Genomic DNA, 15,641 nt, shown 5'->3' with positions numbered 1-15,641 from the left:
CTGCCCGCTATGGACTGAAGGGATTATCTGTTTAAAGTCTTTTTTCCAAGGCTGCTTTTTCTTCCTCGTAGCCAGGTTTGCCAAGAAGCGCGAACATGTTTTTCTTATATGCTTCCACGCCCGGCTGATCAAACGGATTCACACCAAGCAAGTATCCGCTGATCGCACAAGCTTTTTCGAAGAAGTATACCAGATAGCCGAAGCTGAATGGATCAAGCGCTGGAACTTCCACAACCAAGTTCGGGACATTCCCGTCCGTATGCGCAAGCAATGTTCCCTGGAACGCTTTGTGATTCACTTGATCGACTGTCTCTCCCGCAAGATAGTTCAAGCCATCAAGATCCTCTTCCTCGGCTTCGATCGTCACATCGGATACAGGCTGTTTGACATGCACGACTGTTTCGAACAGGTCGCGGCGGCCTTCCTGGACATATTGACCAAGGGAATGCAGATCTGTCGAGAAGTTAGCGGATGCCGGGAACAATCCTTTCAGGTCCTTCCCTTCACTCTCTCCGAACAACTGCTTCCACCATTCACTGAAATACTGCAGGGATGGCTCATAGTTCACGAGAAGCTCGATATTTTTACCTTTATTATACAAAACATTCCGAACTGCTGCGTATTGATAAGCCGGGTTTTCTTTAAGGCCGGATACAGCCAGTTCTTCCTGTGCCTTTTGTGCACCAGCCATAATGCTGTCGATATCGACGCCAGCTGCTGCAATCGGCAGTAATCCCACTGCTGTCAAGACTGAGAAACGCCCGCCCACATCATCAGGAATGACGAATGATTCGTAGCCTTCTTTGGAAGCAAGTGTTTTCAGTGCTCCTCTGGCTTTATCCGTTGTCGCGTAAATCCGTTTACGTGCTTCTTCGACCCCGTACTTTTCTTCCAGATATTTTTTGAATATGCGGAAGGCAATGGCCGGTTCAGTCGTCGTACCACTCTTGGAAATGACATTCACACTGACGTCCTTATCTTTGATCACATCCATCAGCTGATTCAAATAAGGGGCGCTGATGCTATTGCCGACAAAGAATACCTGAGGTGCTTTACGGTCTTCTTTGGAAAGTACGTTGAAAAAGCTGTGCGTCAGTGCTTCGATTGCCGCACGAGCACCAAGATAGGAACCGCCGATTCCGACAACGAGCAGGACATCCGAGTCGGATTGAATCTTTTCAGCAGCTTTTTTGATGCGCGCAAATTCATCCTTATCATAATCTGTCGGCAACTCAAGCCAGCCAAGGAAATCATTGCCGGCACCTGTTTTATTATGTAATTGTTCATGCGCAGCCTGTACGAGCGGTGCAAGGTAATCCAGCTCCTGCTCCCCGATATATGGCATCGCTTTCTTATAATCGAATCCGATGTGTGTCATATTCATCCTCCTTGAAACTGCTTACTACTGCAACTTTACCGAAACTGGACAAGTAAATCAAGATTTGTTGTAGGAATATAATCAGTCAACAAAGGCATGCTAAGAAAGATTTATCATCTCGCTTTATGAAATGGAGGTTATGCAGTTGAATACAATACAGCGTATCGCTCTTGTTCTTGTCATTATCGGTGCGATCAACTGGGGACTAGTCGGTTTATTCAACTACGACTTGGTTGCAGGTATCTTTGGTAACGGTAGTCAGGCGGCTGCTTTCCCACGGATCATCTACAGTCTTGTCGGCTTGGCTGGTTTAGTGTCGATTTCTGCACTTTTCCTGGAGCGCAAAGAAGTGGAAGAAGCGACAACAACCAAAGCATAAGCGGATAAATCAATAAAAGACCCCCTTCGATAGGGGGTCTTTCCATTATTTACGGTTGCCTTCTGTTTGTTTGATCCAGTCTTGCAGTTTATCTTTCAATGTGTTGAAGCCTGCTGGAGCTTCCTCGGAAACAGCTTGTTTTGGGCTGTTTTGCGTTTTGGCAGGAGCCTCTTCCGTCGCACGGATAGAAAGAGAGTACTTGCCGTTTTCTTCGTTGATATCAAGGATTTTAACTCTCACTTCATCACCCACGGATAGGTGTTCACTGATATCTTTCACGAATCCATGAGTCACTTCGGAAATGTGAACCAAACCTTGTACTTGTTCATCCAAAGCGACAAACGCGCCGTAAGGCTGGATTCCTGTTACTTTTCCTGTCAATACTTGTCCTGTTTCAAACTTCTCTGCCATACTAAACAACTCCCGATTTTTTCTACTTTTATTCGCAATATATAATTCTATCATAGTAAGTTGGATTCGGCAAAAATTTATAAAATGATGATTTTTTCCCCAGAAGAGGTTTGTATCGTAATTATTTTGGCAATACATATTACTGTAAGACTTTCTCGTATTCCCCCTGTAGGCAAAGCGATGCGTATCGCTTTGCTCTTTTTTTTGCATATTAAAGGCGAAAGCAACTGAAACTAATGACAATTGCAGGCAAAGGGGCAACGCAGGATGTCTTACTCAAACGATATCTTCCATCATGATGAATCAGCTATTCATTACCGTTTTTACCCATCTATCAACGATCATACTTCGGATACAATCCTTTTGCTTCATGGTTTCCTAGCATCGGGATACTGTTTCCATCGCATGATTCCCGATCTGCGCAAGCGATATCATGTGCTGACAATGGATTTCCCCCCTTTCGGCAATAGTGGCAAAAGTGCAAAGACCGTGTTTTCATATGACTACTACACCCGTCTTGTCATCTCTCTTTTGGATCATTTGCATATCAAAAGACTGGATATCGGCGGTCATTCCATGGGCGGCCAAATTGCGATGCGATTTGCATATGCGTATCCCCACCGCATAAATAAACTGTTTCTGTTCGCCCCATCAAGCTATATGCTGCCAACTGACGGATTCAGCAGCCTGATCGCCTCCGCCAATTTCTTCCCTGCTATCATGCGGCTCGTATTCGAAGCAAGCAGTGTTGTCAAATTCCTGCACCATCTCGTCGCCAATCCCGAGAAAGTCACACTGCGCATGGTAGTAGCGTACAGCATCCCATTCATGGAAAAGGAATTTTATCCTAATCTGGCAGCTTTCATCCGGACACGAGGCGGTGACTTGCCAAATGATAGCCTGCAACAGATCCAAGCAGAGACAGTCATTTTTTGGGGCGATTTAGATCCATTGCTTCCACCTTCCATCGGCTATCGTCTGCTTGCAGAGCTTCCCAACGCCACGCTTCATGCCCTTCCGGATGCCGGCCATCTCCTGCCGGAAGAGACACCCGAGACACTGGTCTCCTTTATGGGCTGAACAATCATTTCGCTTTTCGAAGCATTTATTTATATAATGAGAGAAAGAAATGATGGAAGGAATGGGAATTATGCATAATTTCGAAATAGTTCAAGACCGCCGGAATACCCGCTCCGTAAAATGGGACAATTTGAAGGCACTATATGGAGCAGAAGATGTTTTGCCGATGTGGGTTGCGGATATGGATTTCCAATCTCCGCAAGCCGTAATCGATGCCTTGAAGAATAGGGCAGAACATGGCATCTATGGCTATACGATCACTGATGCCACTGTTTCCAAAGTCGTAACCGATTGGGTAGAAAAACGCCATGGCTGGCGCGTGAAACCCAGCTGGCTCCTGTATAGCCCGGGAGTTGTGACTAGTCTGCATATGGCGATTCAGACATTCACAGAACCTGGCGATCAAGTCGTCATCCAAACACCTGTTTATACACCTTTTTATAACGTCGTCAAAGCACATGACCGCAAACTTGTCGAAAATCCTTTGATCGCCGAGAATGGTACATACAGAATGGATTTCAAACAGTTGGAAAGCTGTTTCCGAGCAGGAGCAAAAGCGATGATCCTATGCAATCCGCATAATCCAGTTGGTCGTGTCTGGACAAAAGAAGAGCTCGGACAGCTAGCGAATCTTTGTCAATCCTATGATGTTCTGCTGCTGTCGGATGAAATCCATGCTGATTTGATTCATGAAGGACATCAGCACATCCCGATTGCTTGCCTGTCCGAGGACATGAGTAAACGGACGATCACCTTCTTATCACCATCGAAAACATTCAACTTAGCAGGACTGCAAGCATCCTATGCAATCGTCGAACAGGAAGATAAGCGCAAGCAGCTGCAAGAAACATTCTCCAAGCAAGGATTCCATATGCTCAATACAATGGCAGTTGCTGCGATGGAAGCTGCATACATGGACGGCGAAAAATGGCTGAAAGGTCTGCTGGATATATTGGCAGTCAATAAAAAGCTGGCTGAAGAAGCATTGGCGGATAATACATGGATTAAGCTTGCACCGCTTGAAGGCACATATTTAATGTGGCTTGATTGCCGCAATATGAAGCTGGAACAAAAAGAATTGATGGATTTCTTTGCTAAAAAAGCGAAGCTTGGCTTCAATGACGGCGTCCAATTCGGCGAAGCCGGTACTGGTTTTGTCCGGATGAATATCGCTTGTCCGCCCGAAACGATGCGCGATGCGCTCAAGCGCCTGACAAACAGCCTGAAAGAATTCGAGGCAGCGATATGAACCCATTGGAAATCGGCAGTATGGTAAAAGCTCGATACAAGACTGGTGCCTATATCGGTAGAATCAAGGAAGAACGCGGCAAATTCTATTTAGTAGAAGTACTGGCTGTCCTTAAACATCCGCAGCAAGGCGATCTGCACAATCCAAAGGAAACAGAAGGTGTCTTCTTCCATGAACGACGGGCACTCGCCCATCATGAAAAAGCGAATATACCGAAGTCTGCCGTGTCTGCATTCACGGATGATATTCCAGACTATCCCGCTTCATTACGGACAGCATTGCAGCAGCTCAGGGAAGATTTAAATGGGCAGCCTGCCTCCGCCTACCGTGATCTTGCACTCTCCAATATGGATTCGCTGGAAAAAGATTATTTTGGTTGAAAGAAAAAGGCAGGAAGCATTGCTCCTGCCTTTCATCAATTCCCCTGAGATTACGTTTTTTAAGCAAATGAAATAAGTATTTCATTCGGAAACGCATAACCAGAGTAAGAATTACAATTTTTAAAAATATCTATGGTAGCTGTTTCCATAGAATAACAAGATATCCGTTTCCTTTATACCTTTAGAAAAGTAAAAAAGCCGGAGAAAATCTCCAGCACTTTTAATCAGCTCAAGTGGTTTTCCAATACTTCCTGGATACCTTCCAATGCAGCTTCCTCATCGTTACCGTCTGCAGTTATGACCACTTGCGCGCCTTGCGGGACACCTAGTGACATGACACCCATGATCGATTTCAGATTGACCTTTTTCTCCTTGAATGTCAGTTCAATTTCAGAATTGAACTGACCGGCTTTATTGACGAGTAACGTTGCGGGGCGTGCATGGATACCCGTTTCGCTTGTGATTGTGAAAGTCTTTTCTTGCATGTTGATTCCCTCCAGAGCTTATGTACATTGAAATTAAATGTGAATGTTATAACATATTTCATTATAGGAGATAAGAAAGCGGTTTTAAATGGATATGCCACTTTTTTAAGTTTAAAAACCGCCACGCGGCGGAAGTTTGAGTTTATCCTGTTTTTGTGGTAATTTTGACACATCTAGCAAAAAGGAGTGCTGTCATGAGTGTACATATCAATGCAAAAGCTGGCCAGATTGCGGACAAGATCCTGCTTCCTGGAGATCCGCTGCGCGCAAAATACATCGCTGAAACATTTTTGGAAGATGCGTTGCTCTATAACGAAGTAAGAGGAATGTACGGCTATACTGGTACATACAAAGGAGAAAGAATCTCTGTTCAAGGTACAGGAATGGGTGTTCCTTCCATCAGTATTTATGTGAATGAATTGATTCAGAGCTACGGTGTGAAGAAACTCATCCGTGTCGGCACATGTGGCGCTATCCAAAAAGATGTCAACGTGCGGGATGTCATCCTCGCCTCCACATCCAGCTCCGATTCCCAAATGAACCGCCAGGAATTCGGTACGGTCGATTTCGCTCCGACAGCTGATTTCGATTTGCTATTGAAAGCATATCAGGCGGGACAGGCTAAGGGCTTGAATATCCGAGTTGGAAACGTCTTTACAAGTGATCGCTTCTATCGCGACAACACTTTGGAATTCTATGGAAAATTAGCGGATTATAACGTCTTGGCTGTTGAAATGGAAACAACTGCCCTGTATACACTTGCAGCGAAACATGATTGTCAGGCACTATCCGTCCTTACAGTCAGTGATCACATCCTGACAGGTGAAGAAACAACTGCCAAAGAGCGTCAGACTACATTCGGCGACATGATGGAAATTGCATTGGATGCAGCAATCCAGGTATAGAGGAAGGCTTCTATGCCTTTTTCTATGCTCAAATTGTAAACCTGATAAAAAAATAGGTTGACAATAAACAAGAGCTTGTTTACTATTTCTTCAAGGAGTTGATAAATTATGAACCGTACTGGTAAATTGACTGCAAGCGCGATGTTTGTCGGCTTGATGACCGTCGGTGCGAATATTTCCGTCTGGCTGCCTTTTCTCGCCGTTCCAATCGGAGGACAAACAGTACCGTTATCGATGCAGCCGTTTTTCGCATTGCTTGCTGGTTTGCTGTTAGGGTACAAGTGGGGATCTTACAGCATGATTTGTTACATACTGCTTGGTTTGACTGGTCTGCCGATCTTCGCGGATCTCTCAGGCGGTTTTGCTGCCTTTGCCGGACCTACTGGCGGTTTCTTGCTATCTTTCATATTCATTGCATTCATCGCTGGATTCATCATGGAAAAAACCCACTTTCGATTTCGTATTTTCGGAGCGGTGATCGCTGGCGTGCTAGTGAATTATCTTATCGGGGTCACCTATATGTACACTAGCATGCAACTTTGGATGGGCGTGGATATAAGTTATTTAGCCGCATGGGTCAGTATGGTCCCATTCTTTCTAAAAGATTTCTGCTTCGCAATACTTGCAGCACTGTTTTATCCGAGAGTGGCTCATGCGTTTGGAAAAGGTAAAGTAACATATAATACTTCGTTTAAATGACATTTTCTCGGGGAATTTTAGTTATAATGATTACACCACATATTATAGCTTTTCCCCGAAAGGATGTCGCAGCACATGTCATTGTTCCAGAATATGCCTTTATGGAGTGCGTTGATTGCGATTATATTCGCACAGGTAATCAAAGTGCCCATCCGTGCCATTGCAGATAAACGCATTCAGCCTGATTTAGCATTCAGTACAGGAGGAATGCCGAGCAGCCATTCGGCTGCGGTAGCTGCTCTCACGACTTCCATTGGTTTTGAAAGCGGACTGGGCTCTCCAGTTTTTGCTGCCTCCTTCGTCTTTAGCATCATCATCATGTTTGATGCATCCGGTGTCAGAAGGCAAGCAGGTGAACAAGCAATCTTGCTGAATTTACTTTTGAAGGATTTTCAGCGCTTTGTCGAGGAAGCAAGAAACTGGGGCAGTAAGCAGGAATTCGAAAAAAATCGCGAGATCAGGGAAATGCTCGGCCACCAGCCGATAGAAGTCTTTTTCGGAGCATTAACCGGCATCGCCATCTCCCTTGTCATCTATTTGCTGTTTTGATTGCAACTGCAGCTGCTTGACTTCTGAATCATGTACCGGAAGCTGTCTTTGTTCGTATTCGATGACGTCTTCCACTGTCAAATTGGTCAGCTGGCTCCATGTCACATACATAGCTGCAAACCAGAGGGTACAAAGCAAAGCTCTTTTGCACCAGCGTCGGATCATATCTTTCACCTCTGGTAACAGCATCGACAAATGAATCACGCCCTATACGAAAAAAGCAGCCGCTTGGCTGCTTTTTTCGTTAGCCGAAGATATTGAATTTCCCTTTTTTCAAGACCAATCCGACACCGCCCAGCTGATAGAGATAGCGATTATCGGATGCTTTCTTCATTACATTAGCTGGTTTCCCGAACAGCTTCTTGCCCATTACGACGCCCATGGCATCACCGCCACCCAAGGAAGCGAGTGTACCTTTGATCTCCGGAACAAATTTCTGCGTATTGCTTTCCTTGCGGATGAGTGCTTTTAGATTCTGAGCACAGTTAAATCCCATTTGCGTGGCAATCTGGGCTGTCGGAGGGAATGGTTTGCCGGTTTCTTCATTCATGATGGCAGCACAGTCACCAACGATAAAGATATCGTCATGATTCGGATCGCGCAGATCTTCTGTCACCATCACCTTGCCGCGGTTTACATCGAACCCGGACTCTTCCAGGATGGAATTGCCTTTGACCCCGGCAGCCCATACAGTTGTATTGGTTTTCACCGTGTGCCTTTCGCCTGCTTTTTCATAAACGATGCTGTCGGCCGTCACTTCCTTGAGGAAGGCATTCGTCTGGAATTCGATGCCGCGTGATTCCAACGAATTCAAGGCATACTCGACAAGCTGCGGATCGAATCCCATCATGACAGATGCCCCAGCCTCAACAACGATGACTCTCACTTTATCACGGTCGATGTCATATTCCTTGCACAGCTTCGGCACACGTTCTGCAAGCTCTCCGGCAAACTCTATGCCAGTGAATCCTCCTCCGCCGATGACGATATTCAACCGCTCTTCTTTCTTTTCTTTTTCATTATTATAGACAGCGAAATTATGCTCGATATGTTCCCGGATCAAGCGGGAAGAGTTGATGCTGCGGATAATGTACGCATGGTCAAGAAGTCCCTCAATGCCAAAGTTCGCTGGCTCAAAGCCCAGTCCGACGACAAGATAGTCATAAGAGAGTTCGCCATTCTCCATCACCAGCTTCTTTTCATCCGGTTTGATTTTCGTCACTGTATCCTGGACGAAATTGACTTTTTTCGCATCGATGACATCCTTGATTGCGATGCGTGTCTGGTCATGATGCCTCGTGCCAGCCGCATTTTCATGGAGCCACGTCGTCTGGTAGTGGTAATCATGTTTGTTGACGAGTGTGATGCTCGCCTCGTCCGCTCCAATCAGTTTTTGAAGTTTCACTGTCGTGATCAGGCCGCCGTATCCTGCACCTGCAATCACAATTTTCGGTTTGCTCATCTTCGATCACATCCATTAACATAGTTTGGTTTTCCAAAGCTTGCAACAACCTAACAAAACATTAATTTTTTTGTTTGTGATACTATTCACTTTATAAAGCAGATGAAAACATAAAACTGTCACAAAACCTTCATCAATATTATGGTAAACGTTTTCTTTCCTTTAATCAACCAATAAAGGGGAAGCTATTCCTGTCCTAGAGCCTGGTACTTTCGAGATAAAAATCCTTCTTCTTACTCATATTTCTGTAACTATGATAAAATACCAGTTGTTACGTTTAAAAATACTAGGAGGAACCGGTATGTCAGATCAAGTATATGATGTGACCATCATCGGTGCAGGTCCAGTCGGACTTTTCACCGCATTCTATGGTGGGATGCGTCAGCAAAGTGTCAAAATCATTGAAAGCCTTCCCCAAGTCGGCGGACAGCTTTCTGCCCTATACCCAGAAAAATACATCTATGATATAGCAGGCTTCCCACAGATCCGTGCACAGGAATTGGTGGACAACCTTATGGAACAGCTGAAACGCTTCGATCCGACGATTGCACTCGGTGAGTCAGTCGATAAAGTCGAGCGTTTGGAAGATAATACATTCCGCATTGAGACGGACAAAGACGTGCATTTCTCCAAGACCATCATCATCACGGCAGGCAACGGCGCCTTCCAGCCCCGCCGCTTGACGGTTGAACGATGTGATGAGTTCGAGGGCATCAACTTGAACTATTACGTGGATAATATGCAAAAATACGCTGGCAAGCGTGTATTGCTGGCTGGCGGCGGCGATTCCGCGGTCGACTGGGCGCTGATGCTCGAACCGATCGCCAAGGAAGTCATCCTCGTCCATCGCCGGGATGAATTCCGTGCCCATGAACACAGTGTGGAACGACTTATGAAGTCCAATGTAAGAATCATGACTCCTTATACTCCAGTCGAAATGCTGGGTACGGACCGCATCGAGCAAGTCGTCCTGCAAAAGGTGAAGAGCGAAGAAAAAGAAACGATTGATGTAGACGAAGTGCTTGTAAACTATGGCTTCATCTCCTCCCTTGGACCGATCAAGCAGTGGGATTTGGAAATAGAGAAAAACAGCATCGTTGTCAATACAAAACAAGAAACGAATATCCCTGGTATCTATGCTGCAGGTGATATTTGCACATATCCAGGTAAAGTCAACTTGATCGCCTCTGGATTCGGTGAAGGCCCGACAGCTATCAACAATGCCAAAACGTATATCGATCCAGATGCACGTGTACAGCCAAAGCATTCCACAAGCATGTTTTAAACACAAGCGCACCGGTTACCTTTAAGGAAACCGGTGCTTTTTATATGCTTTTTGTATAAGGAAGCCCTTCTATCACACACTAGTAGCGATAAAGGAGGAGCTGTATGGAAAACGAATTCGAACATCGCTTGATTCCGCTTGCTTCAATCAAGAGCGGAAAAGAAACGACCGTCTCCCCGACCGTCCATGGATATTTGGACAGAATCGTCAACGTATTCTTCATTGAAAACCCTGATACAAAAGAATGGGTGCTTGTCGATGCCGGTGTACCCGATACCGCGAGCAATATCAAGCAGGCAGCTGCCGAGCTGTTTGGAAAAGGCGCAAAACCAGCCTGTATCATCCTTACACATGGTCACTTCGATCATGTCGGCAGTATAGTAGAGCTGGTGAAAGAATGGGATGTTCCTGTTTATGCGCATGAATTGGAATTGCCTTATCTGACCGGACAGCTGGACTATCCGGAAGGCAATACAAATGCAGGCGGTGGTCTGATCACGAAAATGTCCAAAACATTCCCAAATGCAGGCATCGATTTGAGCCAGCATGTGCGCCTCATCCCGCTTGATCATCAAGTACCGCATCTGCCGGGGTGGCAATGGATCCACACTCCTGGACATACACCGGGGCATATCAGCTTATTCCACCCGGATGACAAAGTCTTGATTGCCGGCGACGCATTTACGACTGTCCAGCAGGAATCCCTGCATAAAGTTCTGACACAGCAAAAAGAATTCAATGGTCCTCCCCGCTACTTCACCATGGACGAGCAAGAAGCCTTCCGCTCGATCCAGAAATTGAAAGACCTGCATCCCCAAGCAGCCGGGACCGGTCACGGTATGCCTGCTTTCTTTGAAGAATTGGAAGAAGGTCTCAAAAAGTTAGCTAAAAAAAACGAATAAAATTCCTGCACATTTGATTAGTCCAATTCACTTGCGAATTGGGCTTTCTTTTTGTTTTGCGTCTTACTGGATTTCGAATGATATAATATGTTGGAACTGTTTATTTTTGTATGAGGAGCGAAAAATATGAATCAGTTATCAGAGTCATATTGGGATGAATTCTGGAAGGCCCAAGATAAACAAAAACCAAACAAAGTCAGTGCATGGCAATTCGGAGCTGATCCCGATTACTTGGCTCAATTAGTAATGGATGGTATAAAAACAGCCACTTGTTCTGGACTGATTTTTTATGAACTCGAAAACGAGCCTTTACCTTCCATTGATGATTACAGTATTGTCTTAAACAGCAAAGATGAGCCTCTGGCAATCATCAGAACCTCTGATGTAAAAATAATGCCGATGAATGAGGTTCCAGAGGAGTTTGCCATTGCTGAAGGTGAAGGAGACAGAACGTACCGATACTGGAAAGATGTTCACGTAGAATTCTTTACGGCAGAGCTGGAAAAGTTAGGGCTCGAATATTCAGAAGACATGAAGCTAGTGTGTGAGCGTTTTGAATTAGTAGACATAAAAAAACGATGAAAAGACGCTCGGAAAAGTTTCCGAGCGCCTTTTCATTAGCATTGAACTGCTTCAAACCCTTTCGCCCACTTCTGTTTTTTTCTTTATTTTTGGTACTGTTTTGCGGATTGTCTTTTGACGGAAGTCCTGCTCCAATTCCTCCAATGTGCGATTCTTCGTTTCCGGCAACGTTTTATGGATGAAGATAATCGCAGCAATACCCAGTATGACAAAGATCAGGAAAGTGCTGGACAGTCCGATTGCGCTGAGCAGGACCGGGAATGTCAAACTCACCGTGAAGTTCGTCATCCAGTGAAAGAATACCGCAATCCCCATCCCCATTCCGCGAATGCGTGAAGGGAAGATCTCAGACAGCATCAGCCACGTGACAGGTGAGACTGCCCCTTGCTGAAAAGCCAGGAAAGTTACTGTGAGTCCCAACACCAAATATGGGAGCGCTGCAGTGCCTTCAAAGAAAGTAGTCACGATAGTTATCAAAAGCAATGCACTTGTCGTTCCGATAAAACCGGTTATCAGCATGGGCCGGCGCCGTACTCTGCCTAATAGCCAGATACCGAAGATTGCGGCAGCGACGGAAATGATACCATTAGCAATATTACCGATCAATGCTGCATCCCGGCCGAACCCTGCATCACTTAAAATCTGCGTACCATAATACATGATGGAGTTGACACCGGTTATCTGCTGGATGACACCGATACCCAATCCGATAAGGACGATTCTCCTGATCCAAGGAATGGCCAAATCCTTAAAGGAAGCTTTATCAAGATTCTTTTCTTTTTCCACTGTTTTTTTGATTTGTTCAATTTCTTGTTTAGCCCGATTTTTACGGCGGATCTTTAACAAGATTTGGAAAGCGGTCTTCAGCATGCCTTGCTGCGCCAGCCATCTTGGACTCTCCGGCATGACAAGCATTCCGAACCATAATACAATCGCAGGCAATGTTGCGATGACAAGCATATAACGCCAAATATGTGCAGTATCTCCAAATAGGTTTCCAAGCAATGCGTTGGAAGAATAAGCAAGCAGCTGACCGGTAACGATCATTAAATCATTGATCGTCACCATTTTCCCGCGCGATTCAGAAGGTGACACTTCCGCAAGATAAGCCGGAACTGTAACCGATGCACCACCGACAGCTAGCCCGAGCAATACGCGAAAGGCAATCATCGTCTCCGTGTTCGGTGCGAAAGAACAGCCCAAGGTTGCGATAAAGAATAAGACAGCTAAGTATAAAATGACACGCCGGCGCCCGACTTTATCGGCAAGCTTCCCGCCGGATACAGCACCAAACGCTGCACCAAGAAGCAAGGAACTCGCCACCATTCCTTCCGTCAAGGGTGTCAGATTCAGTTGGTCTTCCTGCCCCATGAAAGGCAGTGCTCCATTGATGACACCTGTGTCATAACCGAATAATAATCCTCCGAAGGTAGAGATGAATGCAATCAGTCTCAACCTCCGCTTCGAACTTCGGCCATCATCCTCGATTTGAGGGACATTCCCTCTGCCATTCGCTTGTTTGTCCATCTTCTCTCTCCTCCATTTTTCGCATGTTGTCTGCAGTACAAACAGTGCTTTTACCCTTGGTTGTATGTAGGGGTTGGTAGGAGTTATATACCCGTAATTTATTAAGATAATCATATTTGTTGTATGTCAATTTCATTTTCCGCGTAACAGTAGTATTACAGAACGTTTTTACTTGTTACAGCTTTTTGGTCATAAAGACCGTTTCTATTTCAGCGCCATCAGGTTTTATGACAATCTTCCTATCACTGATGGAAAACCCATCCTGCTCATATAATGCCATATTTCGCCGGACGGAAAGCCTCACTTGACAGCACAGCATATTAAATCCACGACTGACAGCATGGTCGGCTAAAGCCGAAAGTAATTGTCTCGCTATTTTTCGTCCCCTTTCTTCTGGACGGACAGACAAACGGAAAAAGTATAAAGCATCATCTTGTTCTTTGAATCGAAGAGCACCTATCACTTTATTGGCATGCCAATATAGAAGGGCTCTTTCTTTTTCATCCTCTAATACAGATTTAATAGAAGCTGCCGTTTCATCCAAAGCACTGGATGGAGCGGCGGTGTATCTGTATTCCTCAAATGCGGCGAGCATGACACGATGGATTTCATACGCATCCTTCGGTTCAGCGAATGTGATCATCCTATCCCTCCTGCTTTTGTGCTAGATTTTTCAAATATTATCCTGGCATATATTGTCACTATCTATATGTGAATACCCCCTGACACACTCTATTTGGGAAATAGAGTCTCATGTAAGGGCGGAAAAAAATGATTGCAAAGCTGATATTAGCTTTCAAGTAGAAATTTAAAAGGAGGTTCATCACCATCATTTTCCCAATACCGGTTTTCCATTTTATATTTTACAATTTAAGATAGGATTACATAAATTAAGATTCAGGAGGAAACATAAAATGAATAGAAGTAAGTTTATAACTGTTTTGTTCGTCAGTCTCGCAATGGTACTTTCATTGACTATCTCCTTGCAGCCAGCAAAATCCTACGCTGCTGTCAACAACACACCAGTCGTCTTTGTTCACGGCTTAACTGGGTCGGATTCGAATTTCTATTTTATTGAAAGATATCTGGAGAGACAAGGCTGGTCGGAAGAAGAGCTGTTTGCCATTGACCTACCTAGTAAACAAGGGCATCAAGAATTGAATTCAGCTGCCATTCGAGAATTCGTTGATGATGTACTCGCGGAAACAGGCAGTGACAAAGTAAACATCGTCGCGCATAGCATGGGCGGAGCAAACAGCCTTTATTACATCTTGAACAAAGGCGGCAATGATAAAGTGGATAAGCTGGTGACATTAGGAGGAGCAAATCGACTTACCACAAGCGTAGCTCCTGATGGCATAGACACTACTTCCATCTACTCGACGAGTGACTCTATTGTCAGTTCCTACTTGTCTATTTTATCTGGTGCAAATAATATCAGGATCTATGGGGTTTCTCATATCGGTCTTCTGAACAGCTATCAAGTAAACAACCATATCAAAGAAGCGCTTCAAAATTAATCTTTTATTAACGTCACTGGTATCATTCAAGCCAGCAGGGAATTCTCATTCCCTGCTGGCTTTTTTCACTTTCTTGGATGTTTCCGGACATATGTCCTTTAAGAGATTTGAGTCTTTCGATAAACTGAGAAGAAGGAGGTCTTTTCGATGAAGTTCCTATCTGATCAAGCGGTGAATACTACTTATTTAGAACAGATCCAGATGAAGTATAAGCTATCAAACTGCAAAATTAGATGGTTGGAATTCACATCAGGCGAGCTTATCTGCCAACAGGGAAATCCCTTGGAGTATATTTATTTCCTCGTTAAAGGGAAGGTGAAGATTTATACCACTTCTCCTGAAGGCAGACAATTAATCGTTGCGTTTAATCGTCCTTTAGAGGTGTTTGGAGATGTGGAGCTAATTCAGAATGGACATCTATTAAATACGGTGGAAGCAGTCACTCCAATAGTCGTTGGGCGGATTTCTGTGATTGAAGCAAATCGGCTGCGGGCTACGAGCGATTTAGACAGTACACTGCTTGATATAGTAAGCCGAAAATTCCTAACAAAGTCTACCACGCTTTCTTTTCATTTACTTCATCCAACCGATGTTCGTTTTGCAAGTTATTTATACTCCATAACGCATGATGAGAATGGAAATTGTGTACAGAAAAAAATTGCAAGCAAAGACCTGAAAGAAATAGCAGGTTTTATCAATACAACAGTCCGGCATCAAAATCGCATACTCCATTCTTTTCAAAAAGAAGGCATAATCGAACGCATCCGAGGTGGTCTGCTCCTTAAAAGTCCATCACAGTTAAAAGACAAAGCAAATGATAATTTATACGAAATTCAATAAGGGGAGTA

General features: G+C 44.6%; 19 protein-coding genes. 12 read left to right on the top strand and 7 right to left on the bottom strand.

The annotated features are described in order from the left end of the window. Positions 1 to 31 precede the first annotated feature (31 nt). Complete coding sequence (locus tag BLQ53_RS03130) at positions 32 to 1,378, bottom strand: glucose-6-phosphate isomerase (protein WP_093725798.1); 1,347 nt, start codon at positions 1,376 to 1,378, stop codon at positions 32 to 34. 145 nt (positions 1,379 to 1,523) lie between these two features. On the opposite strand from BLQ53_RS03130, the gene BLQ53_RS03125 reads away from it, so the two are divergent. After that, positions 1,524 to 1,757, top strand: coding sequence for a DUF378 domain-containing protein (locus BLQ53_RS03125; RefSeq protein ID WP_093725797.1), 234 nt, complete (start codon positions 1,524 to 1,526; stop codon positions 1,755 to 1,757). Positions 1,758 to 1,802: 45 nt separating this feature from the next. Here BLQ53_RS03125 and yugI read toward each other — a convergent pair whose 3' ends face one another. Beyond that, a complete protein-coding gene (gene yugI, locus BLQ53_RS03120) occupies positions 1,803 to 2,168 on the bottom strand; it encodes a S1 domain-containing post-transcriptional regulator GSP13 (protein ID WP_093725796.1) in 366 nt (121 codons plus the stop codon). A gap of 267 nt (positions 2,169 to 2,435) precedes the next feature. Between yugI and BLQ53_RS03115 the strand changes: the two genes are divergently transcribed. The 3 genes from BLQ53_RS03115 (at position 2,436) to kapB (ending at position 4,877) form a co-directional block, all read left to right on the top strand. Beyond that, complete coding sequence (locus BLQ53_RS03115; RefSeq protein WP_093725795.1) at positions 2,436 to 3,248, top strand: alpha/beta fold hydrolase; 813 nt, start codon at positions 2,436 to 2,438, stop codon at positions 3,246 to 3,248. Between the two features lie 70 nt (positions 3,249 to 3,318). After that, a complete protein-coding gene (locus BLQ53_RS03110) occupies positions 3,319 to 4,497 on the top strand; it encodes a MalY/PatB family protein (protein ID WP_093725869.1) in 1,179 nt (392 codons plus the stop codon). Beyond that, positions 4,494 to 4,877, top strand: a complete 384-nt coding sequence (kapB, locus tag BLQ53_RS03105; protein WP_093725794.1) for a kinase-associated lipoprotein KapB — start codon at positions 4,494 to 4,496, stop codon at positions 4,875 to 4,877. The genes BLQ53_RS03110 and kapB overlap by 4 nt, the downstream gene beginning before the upstream one ends. 224 nt (positions 4,878 to 5,101) lie before the next feature. Here the strand turns inward: kapB and BLQ53_RS03100 are convergent, their stop codons facing one another. Next, entirely contained in the window at positions 5,102 to 5,362 is a 261-nt protein-coding gene (locus BLQ53_RS03100; RefSeq protein WP_093725793.1) for a phosphocarrier protein HPr, read from the bottom strand. 194 nt (positions 5,363 to 5,556) lie between these two features. On the opposite strand from BLQ53_RS03100, the gene deoD reads away from it, so the two are divergent. From deoD to BLQ53_RS03085, 3 genes are all read left to right on the top strand, one after another. Continuing rightward, positions 5,557 to 6,267, top strand: a complete 711-nt coding sequence (gene deoD / locus BLQ53_RS03095) for a purine-nucleoside phosphorylase (protein WP_093725792.1) — start codon at positions 5,557 to 5,559, stop codon at positions 6,265 to 6,267. Positions 6,268 to 6,375: 108 nt separating this feature from the next. Further along, positions 6,376 to 6,966, top strand: a complete 591-nt coding sequence (locus tag BLQ53_RS03090) for a biotin transporter BioY (RefSeq protein WP_093725791.1) — start codon at positions 6,376 to 6,378, stop codon at positions 6,964 to 6,966. A 75-nt stretch (positions 6,967 to 7,041) separates the two neighbouring features. After that, the gene (locus tag BLQ53_RS03085; RefSeq protein ID WP_093725790.1) at positions 7,042 to 7,515 is read left to right on the top strand and encodes a divergent PAP2 family protein; all 474 of its coding nucleotides are present in this window, start codon (positions 7,042 to 7,044) and stop codon (positions 7,513 to 7,515) included. Here the strand turns inward: BLQ53_RS03085 and BLQ53_RS03080 are convergent. Together BLQ53_RS03080 and BLQ53_RS03075 are read right to left on the bottom strand one after the other, a co-directional pair. Next, positions 7,471 to 7,710: a hypothetical protein gene (locus BLQ53_RS03080; RefSeq protein WP_139180831.1), complete on the bottom strand. Its 240-nt coding sequence runs from the start codon at positions 7,708 to 7,710 to the stop codon at positions 7,471 to 7,473. The two genes, BLQ53_RS03085 and BLQ53_RS03080, sit on opposite strands and share 45 nt — an antisense overlap. 49 nt (positions 7,711 to 7,759) lie before the next feature. Beyond that, positions 7,760 to 8,977 carry an NAD(P)/FAD-dependent oxidoreductase gene (locus BLQ53_RS03075; RefSeq protein ID WP_093725788.1) on the bottom strand — a complete coding sequence of 406 codons (1,218 nt, stop codon included), beginning with the start codon at positions 8,975 to 8,977 and terminating at the stop codon, positions 7,760 to 7,762. 301 nt (positions 8,978 to 9,278) lie between these two features. Between BLQ53_RS03075 and BLQ53_RS03070 the strand changes: the two genes are divergently transcribed. From BLQ53_RS03070 to BLQ53_RS03060, 3 genes are all read left to right on the top strand, one after another. After that, entirely contained in the window at positions 9,279 to 10,262 is a 984-nt protein-coding gene (locus BLQ53_RS03070) for an NAD(P)/FAD-dependent oxidoreductase (RefSeq protein WP_093725787.1), read from the top strand. A gap of 104 nt (positions 10,263 to 10,366) precedes the next feature. Further along, positions 10,367 to 11,164: an MBL fold metallo-hydrolase gene (locus tag BLQ53_RS03065; protein WP_093725786.1), complete on the top strand. Its 798-nt coding sequence runs from the start codon at positions 10,367 to 10,369 to the stop codon at positions 11,162 to 11,164. A 126-nt stretch (positions 11,165 to 11,290) separates the two neighbouring features. Next, positions 11,291 to 11,746, top strand: a complete 456-nt coding sequence (locus BLQ53_RS03060; RefSeq protein WP_093725785.1) for an ASCH domain-containing protein — start codon at positions 11,291 to 11,293, stop codon at positions 11,744 to 11,746. A gap of 51 nt (positions 11,747 to 11,797) precedes the next feature. Here the strand turns inward: BLQ53_RS03060 and BLQ53_RS03055 are convergent, their stop codons facing one another. Both BLQ53_RS03055 and BLQ53_RS03050 read right to left on the bottom strand, forming a co-directional pair. Next, positions 11,798 to 13,273 carry a sugar porter family MFS transporter gene (locus BLQ53_RS03055; protein ID WP_093725784.1) on the bottom strand — a complete coding sequence of 492 codons (1,476 nt, stop codon included), beginning with the start codon at positions 13,271 to 13,273 and terminating at the stop codon, positions 11,798 to 11,800. Between the two features lie 175 nt (positions 13,274 to 13,448). Further along, entirely contained in the window at positions 13,449 to 13,916 is a 468-nt protein-coding gene (locus tag BLQ53_RS03050; RefSeq protein WP_093725783.1) for a GNAT family N-acetyltransferase, read from the bottom strand. Positions 13,917 to 14,187: 271 nt separating this feature from the next. Between BLQ53_RS03050 and BLQ53_RS03045 the strand changes: the two genes are divergently transcribed. Beyond that, entirely contained in the window at positions 14,188 to 14,793 is a 606-nt protein-coding gene (locus tag BLQ53_RS03045; protein WP_093725782.1) for an esterase/lipase family protein, read from the top strand. A 147-nt stretch (positions 14,794 to 14,940) separates the two neighbouring features. Next, a complete protein-coding gene (locus BLQ53_RS03040) occupies positions 14,941 to 15,633 on the top strand; it encodes a Crp/Fnr family transcriptional regulator (protein ID WP_093725781.1) in 693 nt (230 codons plus the stop codon). Positions 15,634 to 15,641 lie beyond the last annotated feature (8 nt).

Source organism: Terribacillus halophilus, from assembly GCF_900101385.1.
GTDB classification, from domain to species: Bacteria; Bacillota; Bacilli; order Bacillales; family Amphibacillaceae; genus Terribacillus; species Terribacillus halophilus.
The sequence above is the reverse complement of the archived record's forward strand: the minus strand, read 5'-3'. Positions and strand labels throughout refer to the sequence as shown.

Coding starts and splice junctions, on each gene's coding strand:
- BLQ53_RS03065 (WP_093725786.1), top strand. CDS start 10,367: ATGGAAAACGAATTCGAACATCGCTTGATTCCGCTTGCTTCAATCAAG.
- BLQ53_RS03115 (WP_093725795.1), top strand. CDS start 2,436: ATGTCTTACTCAAACGATATCTTCCATCATGATGAATCAGCTATTCAT.
- kapB (WP_093725794.1), top strand. CDS start 4,494: ATGAACCCATTGGAAATCGGCAGTATGGTAAAAGCTCGATACAAGACT.
- BLQ53_RS03070 (WP_093725787.1), top strand. CDS start 9,279: ATGTCAGATCAAGTATATGATGTGACCATCATCGGTGCAGGTCCAGTC.
- yugI (WP_093725796.1), bottom strand. CDS start 2,168: ATGGCAGAGAAGTTTGAAACAGGACAAGTATTGACAGGAAAAGTAACA.
- BLQ53_RS03060 (WP_093725785.1), top strand. CDS start 11,291: ATGAATCAGTTATCAGAGTCATATTGGGATGAATTCTGGAAGGCCCAA.
- deoD (WP_093725792.1), top strand. CDS start 5,557: ATGAGTGTACATATCAATGCAAAAGCTGGCCAGATTGCGGACAAGATC.
- BLQ53_RS03090 (WP_093725791.1), top strand. CDS start 6,376: ATGAACCGTACTGGTAAATTGACTGCAAGCGCGATGTTTGTCGGCTTG.
- BLQ53_RS03100 (WP_093725793.1), bottom strand. CDS start 5,362: ATGCAAGAAAAGACTTTCACAATCACAAGCGAAACGGGTATCCATGCA.
- BLQ53_RS03110 (WP_093725869.1), top strand. CDS start 3,319: ATGCATAATTTCGAAATAGTTCAAGACCGCCGGAATACCCGCTCCGTA.
- BLQ53_RS03050 (WP_093725783.1), bottom strand. CDS start 13,916: ATGATCACATTCGCTGAACCGAAGGATGCGTATGAAATCCATCGTGTC.
- BLQ53_RS03085 (WP_093725790.1), top strand. CDS start 7,042: ATGTCATTGTTCCAGAATATGCCTTTATGGAGTGCGTTGATTGCGATT.
- BLQ53_RS03055 (WP_093725784.1), bottom strand. CDS start 13,273: ATGGACAAACAAGCGAATGGCAGAGGGAATGTCCCTCAAATCGAGGAT.
- BLQ53_RS03040 (WP_093725781.1), top strand. CDS start 14,941: ATGAAGTTCCTATCTGATCAAGCGGTGAATACTACTTATTTAGAACAG.
- BLQ53_RS03075 (WP_093725788.1), bottom strand. CDS start 8,977: ATGAGCAAACCGAAAATTGTGATTGCAGGTGCAGGATACGGCGGCCTG.
- BLQ53_RS03045 (WP_093725782.1), top strand. CDS start 14,188: ATGAATAGAAGTAAGTTTATAACTGTTTTGTTCGTCAGTCTCGCAATG.
- BLQ53_RS03130 (WP_093725798.1), bottom strand. CDS start 1,378: ATGACACACATCGGATTCGATTATAAGAAAGCGATGCCATATATCGGG.